Raw genomic sequence first — 15,143 nt, forward strand, 5'->3', positions numbered from 1 at the left:
CCCTGTGGTGCCCGCCCCCCGGGGCGCGCGCGCCCCCCCCCAAAAAAAAAACCCCCCCCCCCCCCCCCCCCCCCCCCCCCCCCGGGGGGGGGGCCGCCCCCCCCCCCCCCCCCCCCACCACCGGGCGTTGCGCAGCGATGCAGTGATGCAGCGATGCGGTGATGCAGTGATCAGCGGCCCGCTCCCCCGGGCCGCGCCCCGGTGGGCGCGGGAGCCCCAGAACCGCGAGGAATAAGACCATGACCGTGGACTCCCAGGGGACGGCGACCGCCGATCCTCAGGACGCGCCCGGAAGGGCGGCAGGGAAGTCTCAGACTCCGCCACCCTCTTCGGGCCCGAAGGAAGTCCTTCAGCCTCCACGCGGCAGACGCTCCCTGCCCGGCGGGCTGCTGCCGTACCTGCTCGTCGCACCGGCCCTGCTGTCCATGGCCGTGCTGCTGCTCTACCCGCTGATCCGCAACCTGCTCCTCTCCTTCCAGCAGCTCAACCGGAAGGAGTTCATCACCCGCGAGACGGTCTGGATCGGCTTCCAGAACTACACCGAGCTCCTCGGAGACTCCCACTTCTGGTCCGTCGCCCTCCGCAGCGTCGTCTTCACGGCCGTCAACGTCGCCCTCATCATGGCGATCGGCACGGGCATTGGCCTGCTGCTCAACCGCCTCGGCAAGAAGATGCGGCTGGTCCTCTCGCTGTCCCTGATGTTCGCCTGGGCCATGCCGATCGTCGCCTCCGTCACCGTCTTCCGCTGGCTCTTCGACGAGCAGTTCGGTGTCGCGAACTGGGTGATGCGCACCCTCGGCTTCTCCGGCTACGAGCAGCACAACTGGTTCGAGACCGGCTTCTCCGCCCTCGTCATCATCCTGCTCCTGCTCGTCTGGGGCTCCGTCCCCTTCGTCGCCCTCAACATGTACGCCGGCCTGACCACCATCGGGTCCGAGCTGTACGAGGCCGCCAAGATGGACGGCGCCAGCGGCTGGCGGACCTTCTGGGCCGTGGTCTTCCCGAACCTGAAGTCCTTCTTCATGATCACCACGTTCCTGGAGATCATCTGGATCTTCAAGGCGTTCGCCCAGGTCTACGCCATGAACCAGGGCGGCCCCGACCGCGGCTCCGAGACCCTCCCCGTCTACGCCTACATCGAGGGCGTCGGCCAGTTCCACTACGGTGTGGCCGCCGCCATCTCCATCCTGACGATCGTGATGCTCGTCGCGGTCATGTCCTTCTACTTCCGCCTGATCCTGAAGCAGGAGGAGGAGCTGTGAGCACCACCACCCGGACTCCGCAGAAGCTGCGCACCAGGAAGCCGCTCACGGTCGGCGCGGTCGCCAAGAACCTCAGCGCCCTCCTGATCGCGGTGGTGTTCGTCTTCCCCGTCTACTGGATGTTCTCGTCCTCGCTGAAGCCGCAGCACGAGATCATGACGAAGGACCCCGTCTTCGTCTTCACGCCGACGCTCGAGAACTACACAACGGCGACCGAGGTCGACCTCTTCTGGACCTACGTCGGCAACAGCCTCATGGTCACCCTCGGTGCCGTGCTGCTCGCGCTCCTCGTCGCCCTGGCCGCGAGCTTCGCGATCGCCCGCCTGAAGTTCAAGGGACGCAAGGGCATCGTCCTCATCGTGATGATGGCGCAGATGGCCCCCTGGGAGGTCATGGTCATCGCGATGTACATGATCTCCCGTGAGAACGACATGCTGAACAGCATCCCGACGCTCACACTCATCTACTTCGTCATGGTCCTCCCCTTCACGATCTGGACCCTGCGCGGCTTCATCGCCGCCGTCCCGGTCGAACTGGAGGAGGCCGCGCAGATCGACGGCTGCACCCGCGCCCAGGCGTTCCGCAAGGTGATCTTCCCGCTGCTCGCCCCCGGCCTGATGTCGACTTCGCTCTTCGGCTTCATCACCGCCTGGAACGAGTTCGCCATGATCCTCATGCTGAACAAGGAGAAGGAGTCGCAGACCCTGACGCTCTGGCTCACCCAGTTCCAGACCGCGTTCGGCGACGACTGGGGCGCCACCATGGCCGCCTCCACGCTCTTCGCCCTCCCCGTGCTCGTCGTCTTCCTCTTCCTCCAGCGCAAGGCCGTCGGCGGCATGACCGCCGGCGCGGTGAAGGGATAAGGGCTCCCCCATGACCACACTCGTACACGCCACGGACACCCTGACCCGTGACGCGCTCACGGTGCTCCAGCCCGGCTTCGTCGGCACCACCGCGCCCGACTGGCTGCTCCGCCGCATCGGCGAGGGCCTGTCGTCGGTCGGCCTCTTCGGCCGGAACATCGTCACCCCCGAGCAGCTCACCGCGCTCACCGCACAGCTGAGGGCAGAGCGGGACGACGTCCTCGTCGCCATCGACGAGGAGGGCGGCGACGTCACCCGCCTCGAGGTCAAGCAGGGCTCCTCCTTCCCGGGCAACTACGCCCTTGGCAGCGTCGACGACGTCGAGCTCACCCGGGCCGTGGCCCGCGAGCTCGGCCGCCGGCTCGCGCGCTGTGGTGTCGACCTCAACTGGGCGCCCTCCGCCGACGTCAACTCCAACGCCGAGAACCCGGTCATCGGCGTCCGCTCCTTCGGGCCCGACCCCGACCTGGTCGCCCGGCACACCGTGGCCTACGTCGACGGCCTCCAGGGCGCCGGCGTCGCGGCCTGCACGAAGCACTTCCCCGGACACGGCGACACGAACGTCGACTCCCACGACGCGCTGCCCCGGATCGATGTGGACCTCGCCACACTGCACGCCCGTGAGCTGGTACCTTTCCGCGCCGCCGTCGCCGCGGGTACCAAAGCGGTCATGAGCGCGCATATCCTGCTCTCCGCGCTCGACCCCCACCGGCCGGCCACCCTGAGCCCGCAGATCCTCACCGGTCTGCTCCGCCAGGAACTCGGCTTCGAGGGGCTGATCGTCACCGACGGCATGGAGATGCAGGCCGTCGCGGCGACGTACGGCATCGAGCGCGGATCCGTCCTCGCCATCGCCGCGGGCGCCGACGCCATCTGCGTCGGCGGCGGGCTGTGCGACGAGGACACCGTGCTGCGGCTGCGCGACGCGCTCGTCACCGCGGTACGGACCGGTGAACTGCCCGAGGAGCGGCTGGCCGACGCCGCGGCGCGCGTACGCGCGCTGGCGGCCTGGACCCAGGCGCACCGGGCGAGGGGCGGGGCTGAGACGGTGCCGGGCGCGGCAGTGCAGGAGGGGACCGCGCCCGGCGCCGACATCGGACTCGTGGCGGCCCGCAGGGCCCTCAAGGTGACCCGGGGGGAGCGGCCGTACACGCCGATGACCAGCGCTCCCTACGTGGCCTCCTTCACCCCGGTCGCGAACTTCGCGGTCGGCGACGAGACGCCCTGGGGCATCGCGGCCGAGCTGGAGCGTCTGCTCCCCGGTACGGAGACCGGTTCCTATGACGAGCCCTCCGCCGACGCCGTCCTGGCCGCAGCGGGGGAGCGGCGGATCGTGGCGGTGGTACGCGACGCCCACCGGCACCCCTGGATGACCGAGGCCCTCGACGGCCTGGTCGCGGCCCGCCCCGACACCGTCGTCGTCGAGATGGGCCTCAACGAGGCGGAGCCCCGCGGGGCCCTCCACATCGCCACGCACGGCGCGGCCCGCGTCTGCGGCCGCGCGGCCGCGGAGGCGGTCGTCGGAACCGGCGGCTGACACCGCGGTACCCCTACGGGAAGGGGCCCGGCACCTGAACAGGTGCCGGGCCCCTTCGCCGTACGCCGGGGGATCCGGTCGGTTCAGATGCCCTGCCAGGCGGGCTTGGCAGCGAAGGTGTGGCGGAAGTAGTCCGCGAGCTTCAGCTTGGACGCGGCGGCCTCGTCCACCACGACCGTCGCGTGCGGGTGCAGCTGGAGCGCGGACGCCGGCACGAGTGCCGCCACCGGCCCCTCGACGGTCTGCGCCACGGCCTCGGCCTTGCCCTCACCGGTGGCGAGCAGCACCAGGTGGCGGGCCTCCAGGATGGTGCCGATGCCCTGGGTGATGACGTGGTGCGGCACCTGCTCTATGTCGTTGTCAAAGAACCGTGCGTTGTCCACGCGGGTCTGCTCGGTGAGCGTCTTGATGCGGGTGCGGGAGGCGAGCGAGGAGCAGGGCTCGTTGAAGCCGATGTGCCCGTCGGTGCCGATGCCGAGGATCTGCAGGTCCACGCCACCGGCCGCGGCCAGCGCCTTGTCGTACGCCTCGCAGGCCGCCTGGACGTCCTCGGCCGAGCCGTCAGGGCCCATGAACGCCTCGGGGGAGAGCCCGAGCGGCTCGACGACCTGGCGGAGCACGGTGGAGCGGTACGACTCCGGGTGGCCCGCGGGCAGGCCGACGTACTCGTCCAGCTGGGCGATCCGGGCCCGCGAGGCGTCCACGGATCCGGCCGTGACCTGGGCGATCAGGGCGTCGTAGATGGGCAGCGGAGTCGAGCCCGTGGCAACGCCGAGCAGCGCGTCGGGCTTGCGGCGCAGGAGGTCGGCGATGCCGTCCGCGATGAGCTCGCCGCCCGCCTTGGCGTCCTTGACGATGACAACTTCCACGCTGTGCCTGCCGATCTGGTGAGGGGCTGGTGAGGGGTCGTGTGGTATAGACCAATCTAAGGGCAAATCTAGCAGAGGAGGGGCCTTCCCCTCATGCCGTTCCGCCCCCCGGACGCCCCCGCCCGTCTCCATCGTCGACCGCCCCTGTCCCCCCAGCCACTCGAACCCCAGGGGCCCTGCCGGGCCCCACTTCCGCCGCCCCCGGGGCCCGTGCCGGCCCCCGCCTGCGGCACCCCCTGGTCCAGGCCGGACGCCTCCTCTGCCTCCGACTCGGCCTCAGGTCAGTGAGCCGCCCGTCGCGTCGATCCAGTGGCCCGTCACCCAGCGGGCGTCGTCGGAGGCGAGGAAGGCCACCACGTCCGCTATGTCCGCCGGGGTGCCGACCGCGCCCAGCGCCGAGAGAGCCGCCGCTCCCGCCCAGGCCTCCTCGCTGCCCCGCAGCCAGCTCGCGTTGATGTCCGTGTCCACGATCCCCGGCGCCACCGCGTTGACCGTGATCCGGCGCGGCCCGAGGACCTTCGACAGGTCCCGGGTGAAGACGTCGAGCGCGGCCTTCGACATCGAGTACGCGATCAGCTCCGGCATGAGGGCCGCCTTGGTCAGTCCCGTGGAGACGTTGATGATCCGGCCGCCGTCCCGCAGCCGCTCCGCGCCCAGCTGAGCCAGGAAGAACGGCGCCTTCGTGTTGATCGCGAAGACCCGGTCGTACTCCTCCTCGGCGAGCGCCGCGAAGGGCTGCGAGGCCCCGATCCCCGCGTTGTTCACCAGAATGTCCAGGCCTGCGCCGCCGACGGCCGTGTCGAACGCCTCCCAGAGGGCCGCCGCGTCCCCGGGGACCCCCAGCTCCTGGCCGAGCGTGAACGCCTCGCCGCCCGCCTCCTCGATCGCCGCGACCGTCTCCTTCGCCGCGGCCTCGTTGCTCCCGTAGTGCACCGCGACCCGGGCCCCCTCGCGACCGAGTCGCTCGGCGATCCCCCGACCGATGCCCCGGCTCGCGCCCGTCACCAGGGCCGTCTTCCCGGCCAGCCTCCCGGCCGTCGCGTTCTCCACAGCCGTGTTCTCCACGGTCACGGCCTCCACGGCCGTGTTCTCCACGGCCACGGTCTTCACTGCGGTACTGCCCTCGAGCACGCCCATGACGACGCCCCCCTCATTTCTGTAGCGGTCGCTATGAAAAGACCGTACCCCACTTCCGTAATGGACGCTATAGAATTCACTCCATGGTGACGACACCGCGAGGCCGCCCCCGCTCCTTCGACCGGCTCACGGCCCTGGAGCAGGCCACGATGGCCTTCTGGGAGCACGGCTACGAGACGACCTCCGTCTCCGATCTCACCCGCGCCATGGGCATCAGCGCGCCCAGCCTCTACGCCGCCTTCGGAGACAAGAAGACGCTGTTCGAGGAGGTCGTCGAGGCGTACGCCGGCTCGTACGGCGCGTACGGCGGCCGTGCCTTCGCGGAGGAGCGCACCGCCCGCGGCGCCATCGGCCGGCTCCTGAGCGAGGCCGCCGAGCTCTTCACGGAGCCCGGCCACCCCCGCGGCTGCCTGATGATCTCCGCCGCGACCAACTGCTCGACCCCCGAGGTCGAGGAGTCCCTGAGAGCGCGCAGAAACAGCAATCTGGAGTCGTTCGAGGCCCGCATCCGCCGGGACGTCGAGGCGGGTGAGCTGCCCGCCGATACCGACGCCCACGCACTGGCCCGCTTCAGCGGCGCCGTCCTCCAGGGTATGTCCCAGCAGGCCCGCGACGGGGCGACGGCGGGGGAGCTGGCGGCCGTGGCCGAGGCGGCGATGCGGGCATGGCCCCAGGCCCCCGCGCACGTCCACATGGAAACGGCCCCGGAAACACCCGCGGGCCGCGGCGCCTGACGGGACCCTCAGCCCGCCCGGCACCGCAGCCCGGAGTTGCTCCGGCCGGGGGTGTGCGGTCCCTCGGCCGTCGTGGGAGGTCTCGACGCAGTCAGGGCAGAGAGCGTCGGGTACCTCGTTCCATCCTCCTGTGCGGGGAGGATGGAGGCTCTGCAGCGTTCATTGTGGACTAGACCATTCTTGTCTGTCCATCCACAGGAACGCGGTGCTTCCTGGCCCATCCTCCAGCACGAAGCCGCAGAGATCCAGGTTCACCGCCCCTTTATTCCGCGGGTACGCTCGCACCGTGCCCTCCATGAACGACCTCGTGCGCCAGCACACAGCCCTGAGCGACTCCGACCTTGAGTGGCTCCACCTGCTGGTGTCGGAGTGGCAGCTGCTCTCCGACCTCTCCTTCGCCGACCTCGTCCTCTGGGTCCCGACCCTCGACGGCACGCGGTACGTCTCCGTCGCCCAGATGCGGCCCAACACCGGTCCGACCTCGTACCAGGACGACATGGTCGGCCATCTGGTGCCGCGCGGCCGCCGTCCGCTGCTCGACGCCGCGCTGGACGAGGGCAGGATCGTCCGCGAGGGCGACCCGGAGTGGCGCGAGGAGGTTCCGGTCCGGGTCGAGTCCATCCCCGTACGCCGCGAGGGCCGGGTCCTCGGCGTCATCGCCCGCAACACCAATCTGCTGACGGTCCGCACCCCCTCCCGGCTCGAACTCACCTACCTCCAGTCGGCCTCCGACCTCGCCCAGATGATCGCGGCCGGGAGCTTCCCGTTCCCCGGCGAGCAGGTCGACATGGACTCCTCGCCCCGGGCCGGCGACGGACTCGTCCGGCTGGACGCCGAGGGCATCGTCCAGTACGCCTCGCCCAACGCCCTGTCCGCGTACCACCGGCTCGGTCTCGCCGCCGACCTCGTCGGCCAGCACCTCGGGCAGATCACCGCCGAACTCGCGCCCTCCCGGGGCCCCGTGGACGAGGCCCTGGTCACGCTCGCCTCCGGCTACGCACCGCGCGAGTTCGAGGTCGAGGGCAACGGCGGGGTGATCCAGCTGCGGGCGATCCCGCTCAAGCCGAAGGGCACCCGCATCGGTTCGCTCGTCCTCCTCCGGGACGTCACCGAACTGCGCCGCCGCGAGCGAGAGTTGATCACCAAGGACGCCACCATCCGGGAGATCCACCACCGGGTGAAGAACAACCTCCAGACGGTGGCGGCCCTGTTGCGCCTCCAGGCCCGCCGGATGGACTCCGACCAGGGCCGCGAAGCTCTCAACGAGGCCGTACGGCGCGTCGGTTCGATCGCCATCGTCCATGAGACGCTGTCTCAGAACCTGGACGAACGGGTGGAGTTCGACGAGATCGCCGACCGGGTGATCGCGATGGTCGCCGAGATCTCCCCGGGCCGGGTCACCTGCCGGCGCAACGGCCGCTTCGGCATTCTCGACGCCGAGGTCGCGACCCCGCTCTCCATGGTCCTCACCGAGGTCCTGCAGAACGCTCTGGAGCACGCGTTCGCCCCCGGCGACGAAGGCACCGTCGAGGTCGCCGCCGTGCGCGGCGAGGCCAGGACCGACGCCCGGCTCCTGATCACGGTGCAGGACGACGGCCGGGGACTGCCCGAGGGCTTCGACCCGCAGCGGGCCGGCAACCTCGGCCTCCAGATCGTACGGACCCTGGTGGAGGGGGAGTTGGGCGGCTCCTTCGACATGCTGCCGGGCACCGAGCGCGGCACGAAGGTGGTCCTCGACATCCCCGTACAGCCGCAGAAGTGATCGCACGGCGGTGAACAGCAGCGAGCCCCGGACCGAAGGAGTCGGTCCGGGGCTCGAATGCTGTGGGTTACTGCTGCGCGCTGCGGCTCAAGGGCGGTGATTGCGTACGCGATGTATGCGCCGCCGGCCTCAGGCTGTCGGTGGGCGTCAGGCGCTGGCGTTACGCGCCCGGTTGCGAGCGGCGCGGCGCTTCATCGCGCGGCGCTCGTCCTCGCTGAGGCCACCCCAGACGCCGGAGTCCTGGCCGGACTCGAGCGCCCACTGCAGGCACTGCTCCATGACGGGGCAGCGGCGGCAGACGGCCTTGGCTTCCTCGATCTGCAGCAGCGCAGGACCGGTGTTGCCGATGGGGAAGAACAGCTCGGGGTCTTCCTCACGACAAACGGCGTTGTGACGCCAGTCCATGGCTGCTACCTCTCTTGGTGTGCTTGCTTGTGAATGTGAACGCTTTCACGAATCCCCCCGCAAGGGAAGGGCCGACTGCCAGATCAACTGGTGTGGTCCTTGGACTGAGGAGGGGTTCTGGCTCTCAGTGGAGGCCGGTGTTGCGGGCCGTCCCGATCGCCAAGAAGAGACTCCCAAACCCCGGCAACGGATACAACCCCTTCAGGAAAGTTTTTTTTGATTCCTCGGTGTCGGCTAGGTCACAGCCGTACTTCTAAGGGGTGGATGCGCGCCTAAACGTTCGAGTGAAAGGACTTTCGCCCCTTCCACTCACACAATCACACGCAGTGCACGGCGTACGCCTGTGAACGTCACGCTTCTACGCAGTCCGAGGTGGTCTCCGTCCATCTGGAGGGGGAGCGGAACCTTCGAATGCAAGGTGAAGTCGGTCAGGTCGTGCAGAGTCGTCGCATGCTTGCCGCGCGGGCCCCGCTCGGGGGTCGAGGTGAGTAGCTGGGTGGCGTAACGGGCCACCGCCGGGGTGGAGAGACGGCGCAGCCCGAGCACGTCGAGCGCGGTCTCGAAGGACGCCTCCGGGGACGCGTACACCGGACGATTGCCCAGGTAGGTCCAGGGGGAGGTGTTGCAGATTATGGAGAGGACCAGGTCCTCGACCGGCTCGGCGCCGGGGCGCTCCAGGGTGATCGTGCCGCGCCGGCGGTTCGGTTCCTCGAGGAACTGGCGCAGCACCTGGCGCAGATAGAGGGCGTGCGTGGATCTCTTCCCGCGCTCCCGCTGCTGTTCGACCCGGCCGATGACGCCGGCGTCGAATCCGAGACCGGCGCAGAAGGTGAACCAGCGGGACGGCACCGACTCGTCCTCCGTGCCGGGCGTCCCCGAGGCGAGCCCGAGGCTCACTGTGCGTGCCCGCCGCTCACGGAGCGCGTCGAGCAGGGCGCCGGTCGCCTCCACGGCGTCGTTCGGCAGTCCGAGGGCACGGGCGAACACGTTGGTCGAGCCGCCGGGGACCACCGCGAGGCCGGGCAGGCGGTCGGGGTCGGGTCCGCCGTGCAGCAGGCCGTTGACGACCTCGTTCACCGTGCCGTCTCCGCCGAGGGCCACCACGAGGTCGATGTTCCCGGCCTCGGCGGCCCGCCGGCCGAGATCCCGCGCGTGCCCGCGGTACTCGGTGGTGACCGCCTCCAGCTTCATCTCGCTCGCGAGCGCGTGGATGAGCACGTCACGGGTGCGGGCACTGGTGGTGGTGGCTGCCGGATTGACCACGAGAAGTGCGCGCATGAGCTTCAGCGTACCTACCCGGCGGTACCGGTCCCACCCCCGTCCGCTCCGCGGGACCCGGCGACCGGGCCTGGCGGGACCCGCGCCGCCTGTCCTTCCGAGCCCTGTCCCGTACAAGCCCGGCGGCCGGTTCCGGCGGCTCCCCGATACCCTGCCTTCTATGAGCAGCAGCACGGAGCAGACCCCCCGCCCCGCCCGTCTCGCCGCCGCGGCGGCCGTGACCGGTGTCGAGGCCCTCGGACTCTTCGCCGGCGGTGTCTACATGCTGGTGGACGCGCTGACCCGGACGTCCGGCGACCTCACCGGTGCCCTGACGGGCGCCGTGACGCTCGTCGCACTCGGTCTGATCCCGCTCGCCGCCGCCCGCGGCCTCTGGCTGCGCCGCTCCTGGAGCCGCGGCCCGGCCGTGATCACCCAGATCCTCGCCCTGCCGGTCGCCTGGCAGATGGTCCAGGCGGACAGCGCGATGATCCCGGCCGGTGTCGTCCTCGGCGTCCTGGCCGTCGCCGGGCTCGTCCTCCTGGTGAACCCGGCCACGACCGAGGCGCTCGGCATCCGGCGCCCCGGCCAGGAGGCCTGACGAGGGTTACTCCTCCACCAGGAGCTTCTCGCGCAGCTGCGCCAGGGTCCGGGCGAGCAGCCGGGAGACGTGCATCTGCGAGATGCCCACCTCCTGCGCGATCTGCGACTGGGTCATGTTCCCGAAGAAGCGCAGCAGCAGGATCCGCTTCTCCCGGGGCGGCAGGTCCTCCAGGAGCGGCTTGAGCGACTCCCGGTACTCGACCCCCTCCAGGGCCTCGTCCTCCGCGCCGAGGGTGTCCGCCACCGCCGGGGACTCGTCGTCCGTGTCGGGGACGTCCAGGGAGAGCGTCGAGTAGGCGTTCGCCGACTCCAGCCCTTCGAGGACCTCCTCCTCCGAGATCCCGAGCCGCTCGGCCAGCTCGTGCACGGTCGGTGAGCGGCCGTGCTGCTGGGAGAGCTCCGCCGTCGCCGTGGTCAGCGAGAGCCGCAGCTCCTGGAGCCGCCGCGGCACCCGTACCGCCCAGCCCTTGTCGCGGAAGTGGCGCTTGATCTCACCGACGACCGTGGGGGTCGCATACGTCGAGAACTCGACGCCGCGCTCCGGGTCGAACCGGTCCACCGACTTGATCAGGCCGATCGTCGCCACCTGGGTCAGGTCGTCGAGCGGCTCCCCACGGTTGCGGAAGCGCCGGGCCAGGTGCTCCACCAGCGGCAGATGCATCCGTACCAGCCGGTTGCGCAGTTCCGCCTTCTCCGGGGAACCCTCCGGCAGCTCGCGCAGCGTGACGAAGAGGGCGCGGGCGCCGCTCCGGTCATGCGGGTCCGGGACGACGTGGACGGCGTCCGGTGCCTCGCCGGCCTCGGCGTCGGCCTCTTCGCCGTCCGATGCGGCCTTCGCCGCCGCCTCGGCCTCGGACAGCCCTTCCGACCCTGCCGATGACCCTTCCGACTCCTGAGATCCCAGCGCCTGGGCAGCCCCGGCAGCCCCATGGGCCCCGGAGGCCACGGGAGAGCCGTCCGCACCCGCGGGGCCCCGGGGGGCCGCGGAGACGCCTGGTGTCTCGGGTGTCTCGGGAACCTCGTGGTGCTGCTCGTGCTCGCTCATCTGGTCCGCCTGCTCCGTAGCGACCTCATGCGGCCGCGCCTGCTGCTCAGGGATGCCGGCCGTCGCGTCCCCGCTCCTCACGCCGGGCCTGGCCCCGCGCCGCGCTGTTTGTACAGGCTGATCGAGACCGTACGGTCATCGGCCACCGACGACTCCACCTTCCCGGCCAGTGCCGAGAGCACCGTCCAGGCGAAGGTGTCCCGCTCGGGCGCGCGGCCGTCGGTGGTCGGCGCGGAGACGGTCACATCGAGGGAGTCGTCGACCAGCCGGAAGACACAGCTGAGTACGGATCCCGGCACGGCCTGCTGGAGCAGGATGGCGCAGGCCTCGTCGACCGCGATCCGCAAGTCCTCGATCTCGTCGAGGGTGAAGTCCAAGCGCGCCGCGAGGCCGGCCGTGGCCGTACGCAGCACGGACAGATAGGCACCCGCAGCGGGCAGCCGGACTTCCACGAAGTCCTGGGTCCCGGGCTCGCCTGCGATCTGGGACACCCTCACCTCCAAGGTGGCACAAGCTCATTCGGGGCTCGGGGGGAGAGGCCCCCGAACCGGGCGGTACGCAGGGGGCTGCGCGGTCCGCCGTGACGCTATCGCGATCCGTCCCGCCGTGTCGCCGCGAGCCTCCCGCCCCGTCGACCCCCCGGCCACCGGTCATCACCCATGGTAGGCCCATGGATGCGGACGGTGGGTAGGGGTCTGCGGGGCCGGAACCGAGCGACCGGCGGAGGGGTGACGTACCCAGCCGGGGCGCGGGCGAATCGCCGGACGGCCGAATCGCCGGACGGTCGTACGGTCGGAGGAGCGAACCGGTCCGACAATCCGGGACAAGTGCCGCGCGAACGCCGCTCAGACGATCGCGCCGTCCACGAAGCACCAGCGCCAGGCCTCGCCCGGCTCGAAGGTCCGCATCAGCGGGTGTCCGGTCGAGGAGAAGTGCCCCGTCGCGTGCCGCCCCGCCGAGGAGTCGCAGCAGCCCACGTGCCCGCAGCTCAGACAGAGCCGCAGCTGGACCGGATGCGTACCGTCCGCCAGGCACTCGGGGCAGGTGTCGGCCAGCGGCGCCGGTTCGGGGCGCGGCATTTCGGCAAGGTGCGGGCACTCGCTCATGATGGCCAGGTTACGTTGCGGCTCAAGACGGGGACGGGCATGGACGCACTGCAGCTGGTGGCACTGGTGGCGGCGAGCGCCGCGATCGCGGGACTCGCCCGCAGGACCCCGGTGCCGGCCCCGCTGCTCCTCGTGGCCGTCGGCCTCGTCGCGTCGTACGTCCCCGGGGTGCCCGACTACACGCTCGACCCGCACATCGTGCTGCCGCTGATCCTGCCGCCGCTCCTCTACACGGCCGCCGTCGACTCCTCGTACCTCGACCTGCGGGCCAACATCCGGCCCGTCGCCCTGCTCTCCGTCGGGTACGTCCTCTTCGCCACCGTGGCCGTGGGCTGGCTCGCGTACGTCCTCGTGCCCGATCTGCCGCTCACCGCCGCCCTCGTGCTCGGCGCGGTGATCGCCCCGCCCGACGCCGTCGCCGCGACGGCCATCGCCCGCAAGCTCGGCCTGCCCCACCGGATCACCACGATCCTCCAGGGCGAGTCCCTGGTGAACGACGCCACCGCCATCACCGCGTACAAGGTCGCCCTCGCGGCGGCCCTCGGCGAGGGCGTGAGCTGGGCGGGCGGCATCGGGGAGTTCGCGCTCGCGGCGGTCGGCGGCATCGGTGTCGGCCTGGTCCTGATGGTCCCGATCCACTGGCTCCGCCGGAGCCTGGGCGACTCCCTCCTCCAGAACACGCTCTCCCTCCTCATCCCCTTCACCGCCTACGCGGCGGCCGAGGAGGTCGGCGCCTCCGGCGTCCTCGCCGTCGTCGTGGTCGGCCTCTTCCTCGGCCACCGGGCCTGGCAGGTCGACTTCGCGACCCGGCTCCAGGAGGAGGCGGTCTGGAAGATGGTCGCCTTCGTCCTGGAATCCGCCGTCTTCGCCCTGATCGGCCTCCAACTGCCGTACGTCGTGCAGGGCCTCGGGCGGTACGGCATCGGGGAGGCGGTCTGGTACGCCGTCGGGGTCTTCGTGGCCGTGGTCGTCGTCCGCTTCGTCTGGGTCTATCCGGCGACCTTCCTGCCCCGCCGGCTCTCCGCCGGGGTCAGGGAACGGGAACCCGGAGTGGACTGGAGGGCGCCGCTCATCGTCGGCTGGGCCGGTATGCGCGGCGTGGTGTCCCTCGCCATCGCCTTCTCCATCCCCGTGGTCGTCGACGGGGAGGAGTTCCCCGCCCGCAACCTCGTCCTCTTCCTCACCTTCACCACCGTCATCGGCACCCTGGTGGTGCAGGGCCTCACCCTGCCGCCCCTCATCCGGCTCCTGAAGCTGCCCGGGCGGGACAGGTACGCGGAGACCCTCGCCGAGGCGCAGGCGCAGAGCGAGGCGTCGCGGGCCGCCGAGGAGCGCCTCGACGCCCTCCTCGCCGACGAGCGCAACGCCCTTCCGCAGCCCCTCGCCGACCGGCTGCGCACGGTTCTCGAGCGTCGCCGCAACGCGGTCTGGGAGCGGCTCGGAGCGGTCAACGAGGCCACGGGGGAGACGGCGGACGACACCTACCGGCGGCTCTCGCGCGAGATGATCGACGCCGAGCGGGAGGTCTTCGTACGGCTGCGCGACGCGCGGCGGATCGACGACGAGATGATGCGGACCCTGCTCCGCCGCCTCGATCTGGAGGAGGCGGCGGCCTACCGCGAGGAGCCGGACGGGTGAGAACCGCGCGCGGGGTCAGGGGTGCGGGGGCGCGTCGGGGGCGCCCGTCACCACCGCCGCGAGCCGGGTGCCCGCCGGGAACGCGCCCTCCTCCGCGAGGACCGTCAGGCCGTGGAGCATTTTGGCCACATACAGCCGCTCGATGGCGAGTCCATGCCGCGTCTCGAAGTCCTGTGCGAAGGCCTCCAGAGCGGGGGACGTGCGCGCGTACCCCCCGCCGTGGAAGCGGTCGTCCAGGGTCCACTCCCCGCGCGGCCCTCCGAACGCCGCCTCCTGGAGGGCGCGGACCTCCCCGCCCAGGAAACCGCCTTTGAGGACCGGGACGCCAAGGGCCCGCTGCCCGGGGGAGAGGCCGGCCGCGAGGCCCGCGAGGGTGCCGCCCGTGCCGCAGGCGACGGCGACGGTGTCCGCCGCCCCGGCGAGCTCACGGCCCAGCTCCACGCAGCCCTGGACGGCGAGCGCGTTGCTGCCGCCCTCCGGGACCACGTACGCGCCCGCGGGGGCCCGTCCCAGGAGCGCCGCGAGGACCGCCGGGTCGTTCTTCGCGCGGTACGTGGCCCGGTCGACGAACTCCAGACGCATCCCGTCCGCCGCGCACCGCGCCAGGGAGGGGTTGAGCGGGCGCCCGGCCAGCTCGTCGCCGCGGACGACGCCGACCGTGGGGAAGCCGAGCAGCCGGCCCGCGGCGGCCGTCGCCCGCAGGTGGTTGGAGTAGGCGCCGCCGAAGGTGAGCACGGGACGCCCGCCGGCCGCGCCCAGGTTGAGGGCGAGCTTGCGCCACTTGTTGCCCGGCAGATCGGGGTGGATGAGGTCCTCGCGCTTGAGCAGCAGCGTGAGCCCGCGGCGGGCGAAGCGCTCGTCTTCCACCGGCTCCAGGGGCGAGGGGAGCCGGGGCCGCAGACGGGACAGGTCGAACGCGTTCACC

15 protein-coding genes are annotated in these 15,143 nt (G+C 71.3%); 7 read left to right on the forward strand and 8 right to left on the reverse strand.

Annotated elements, in window-relative coordinates; all coding sequences use genetic code 11:
• The first annotated feature begins 239 nt into the window (after nt 1-239).
• From ACZ4VK_RS31770 to ACZ4VK_RS31780, 3 genes are read left to right on the forward strand one after another with little or no spacing between them, the layout of a single operon-like run.
• Nucleotides 240-1,262: a carbohydrate ABC transporter permease gene (locus ACZ4VK_RS31770; protein ID WP_468359722.1), complete on the forward strand. Its 1,023-nt coding sequence runs from the start codon at nt 240-242 to the stop codon at nt 1,260-1,262.
• Nucleotides 1,259-2,125 carry a carbohydrate ABC transporter permease gene (locus tag ACZ4VK_RS31775; RefSeq protein WP_468359725.1) on the forward strand — a complete coding sequence of 289 codons (867 nt, stop codon included), beginning with the start codon at nt 1,259-1,261 and terminating at the stop codon, nt 2,123-2,125. Before ACZ4VK_RS31770 ends, ACZ4VK_RS31775 begins: the two co-directional genes overlap by 4 nt.
• Before the next feature lie 10 nt (nt 2,126-2,135).
• Nucleotides 2,136-3,662 carry a glycoside hydrolase family 3 protein gene (locus tag ACZ4VK_RS31780; protein WP_468359728.1) on the forward strand — a complete coding sequence of 509 codons (1,527 nt, stop codon included), beginning with the start codon at nt 2,136-2,138 and terminating at the stop codon, nt 3,660-3,662.
• Nucleotides 3,663-3,745: 83 nt separating this feature from the next.
• Here ACZ4VK_RS31780 and nagB read toward each other — a convergent pair whose 3' ends face one another.
• Together nagB and ACZ4VK_RS31790 are read right to left on the reverse strand one after the other, a co-directional pair.
• Entirely contained in the window at nt 3,746-4,531 is a 786-nt protein-coding gene (gene nagB, locus ACZ4VK_RS31785; RefSeq protein WP_468359731.1) for a glucosamine-6-phosphate deaminase, read from the reverse strand.
• Between the two features lie 276 nt (nt 4,532-4,807).
• Nucleotides 4,808-5,668, reverse strand: a complete 861-nt coding sequence (locus ACZ4VK_RS31790) for an SDR family oxidoreductase (RefSeq protein WP_468359734.1) — start codon at nt 5,666-5,668, stop codon at nt 4,808-4,810.
• 83 nt (nt 5,669-5,751) lie between these two features.
• On the opposite strand from ACZ4VK_RS31790, the gene ACZ4VK_RS31795 reads away from it, so the two are divergent.
• Nucleotides 5,752-6,402: a TetR/AcrR family transcriptional regulator gene (locus ACZ4VK_RS31795; RefSeq protein WP_468359737.1), complete on the forward strand. Its 651-nt coding sequence runs from the start codon at nt 5,752-5,754 to the stop codon at nt 6,400-6,402.
• A gap of 295 nt (nt 6,403-6,697) precedes the next feature.
• Complete coding sequence (locus tag ACZ4VK_RS31800; protein ID WP_468359740.1) at nt 6,698-8,164, forward strand: sensor histidine kinase; 1,467 nt, start codon at nt 6,698-6,700, stop codon at nt 8,162-8,164.
• A gap of 147 nt (nt 8,165-8,311) precedes the next feature.
• Here the strand turns inward: ACZ4VK_RS31800 and ACZ4VK_RS31805 are convergent, their stop codons facing one another.
• Entirely contained in the window at nt 8,312-8,569 is a 258-nt protein-coding gene (locus ACZ4VK_RS31805; RefSeq protein ID WP_003953983.1) for a WhiB family transcriptional regulator, read from the reverse strand.
• A gap of 309 nt (nt 8,570-8,878) precedes the next feature.
• A complete protein-coding gene (locus tag ACZ4VK_RS31810; protein WP_468359743.1) occupies nt 8,879-9,847 on the reverse strand; it encodes a diacylglycerol/lipid kinase family protein in 969 nt (322 codons plus the stop codon).
• A 160-nt stretch (nt 9,848-10,007) separates the two neighbouring features.
• On the opposite strand from ACZ4VK_RS31810, the gene ACZ4VK_RS31815 reads away from it, so the two are divergent.
• Nucleotides 10,008-10,427, forward strand: a complete 420-nt coding sequence (locus tag ACZ4VK_RS31815) for a hypothetical protein (protein WP_468359746.1) — start codon at nt 10,008-10,010, stop codon at nt 10,425-10,427.
• A 6-nt stretch (nt 10,428-10,433) separates the two neighbouring features.
• Here ACZ4VK_RS31815 and ACZ4VK_RS31820 read toward each other — a convergent pair whose 3' ends face one another.
• The 3 genes from ACZ4VK_RS31820 to ACZ4VK_RS31830 all read right to left on the reverse strand — a co-directional run bounded on the left by ACZ4VK_RS31820 (nt 10,434) and on the right by ACZ4VK_RS31830 (nt 12,580).
• The gene (locus ACZ4VK_RS31820; RefSeq protein ID WP_468359748.1) at nt 10,434-11,555 is read right to left on the reverse strand and encodes an RNA polymerase sigma factor SigF; all 1,122 of its coding nucleotides are present in this window, start codon (nt 11,553-11,555) and stop codon (nt 10,434-10,436) included.
• Nucleotides 11,552-11,965, reverse strand: a complete 414-nt coding sequence (locus tag ACZ4VK_RS31825; RefSeq protein ID WP_019889334.1) for an ATP-binding protein — start codon at nt 11,963-11,965, stop codon at nt 11,552-11,554. Before ACZ4VK_RS31825 ends, ACZ4VK_RS31820 begins: the two co-directional genes overlap by 4 nt.
• Before the next feature lie 354 nt (nt 11,966-12,319).
• The gene (locus tag ACZ4VK_RS31830) at nt 12,320-12,580 is read right to left on the reverse strand and encodes a UBP-type zinc finger domain-containing protein (protein ID WP_468359751.1); all 261 of its coding nucleotides are present in this window, start codon (nt 12,578-12,580) and stop codon (nt 12,320-12,322) included.
• A 39-nt stretch (nt 12,581-12,619) separates the two neighbouring features.
• Here ACZ4VK_RS31830 and ACZ4VK_RS31835 point away from each other — a divergent pair, with 39 nt between their 5' ends.
• Nucleotides 12,620-14,218: a Na+/H+ antiporter gene (locus ACZ4VK_RS31835; protein WP_468359753.1), complete on the forward strand. Its 1,599-nt coding sequence runs from the start codon at nt 12,620-12,622 to the stop codon at nt 14,216-14,218.
• A gap of 15 nt (nt 14,219-14,233) precedes the next feature.
• Here the strand turns inward: ACZ4VK_RS31835 and ACZ4VK_RS31840 are convergent, their stop codons facing one another.
• Entirely contained in the window at nt 14,234-15,142 is a 909-nt protein-coding gene (locus ACZ4VK_RS31840; RefSeq protein ID WP_468359756.1) for a 1-aminocyclopropane-1-carboxylate deaminase/D-cysteine desulfhydrase, read from the reverse strand.
• Between the last annotated feature and the right edge of the window lies 1 nt (nt 15,143).

Source organism: Streptomyces sp. NPDC028711, from assembly GCF_055565415.1.

Excerpts from the sequence above, each read along its gene's own strand:
- ACZ4VK_RS31770 (WP_468359722.1), top strand. The coding sequence starts at position 240 with ATGACCGTGGACTCCCAGGGGACGGCGACCGCCGATCCTCAGGACGCG.
- ACZ4VK_RS31780 (WP_468359728.1), top strand. The coding sequence starts at position 2,136 with ATGACCACACTCGTACACGCCACGGACACCCTGACCCGTGACGCGCTC.
- ACZ4VK_RS31790 (WP_468359734.1), bottom strand. The coding sequence starts at position 5,668 with ATGGGCGTGCTCGAGGGCAGTACCGCAGTGAAGACCGTGGCCGTGGAG.
- ACZ4VK_RS31795 (WP_468359737.1), top strand. The coding sequence starts at position 5,752 with ATGGTGACGACACCGCGAGGCCGCCCCCGCTCCTTCGACCGGCTCACG.
- ACZ4VK_RS31800 (WP_468359740.1), top strand. The coding sequence starts at position 6,698 with ATGAACGACCTCGTGCGCCAGCACACAGCCCTGAGCGACTCCGACCTT.
- ACZ4VK_RS31805 (WP_003953983.1), bottom strand. The coding sequence starts at position 8,569 with ATGGACTGGCGTCACAACGCCGTTTGTCGTGAGGAAGACCCCGAGCTG.
- ACZ4VK_RS31810 (WP_468359743.1), bottom strand. The coding sequence starts at position 9,847 with ATGCGCGCACTTCTCGTGGTCAATCCGGCAGCCACCACCACCAGTGCC.
- ACZ4VK_RS31815 (WP_468359746.1), top strand. The coding sequence starts at position 10,008 with ATGAGCAGCAGCACGGAGCAGACCCCCCGCCCCGCCCGTCTCGCCGCC.
- ACZ4VK_RS31830 (WP_468359751.1), bottom strand. The coding sequence starts at position 12,580 with ATGAGCGAGTGCCCGCACCTTGCCGAAATGCCGCGCCCCGAACCGGCG.
- ACZ4VK_RS31835 (WP_468359753.1), top strand. The coding sequence starts at position 12,620 with ATGGACGCACTGCAGCTGGTGGCACTGGTGGCGGCGAGCGCCGCGATC.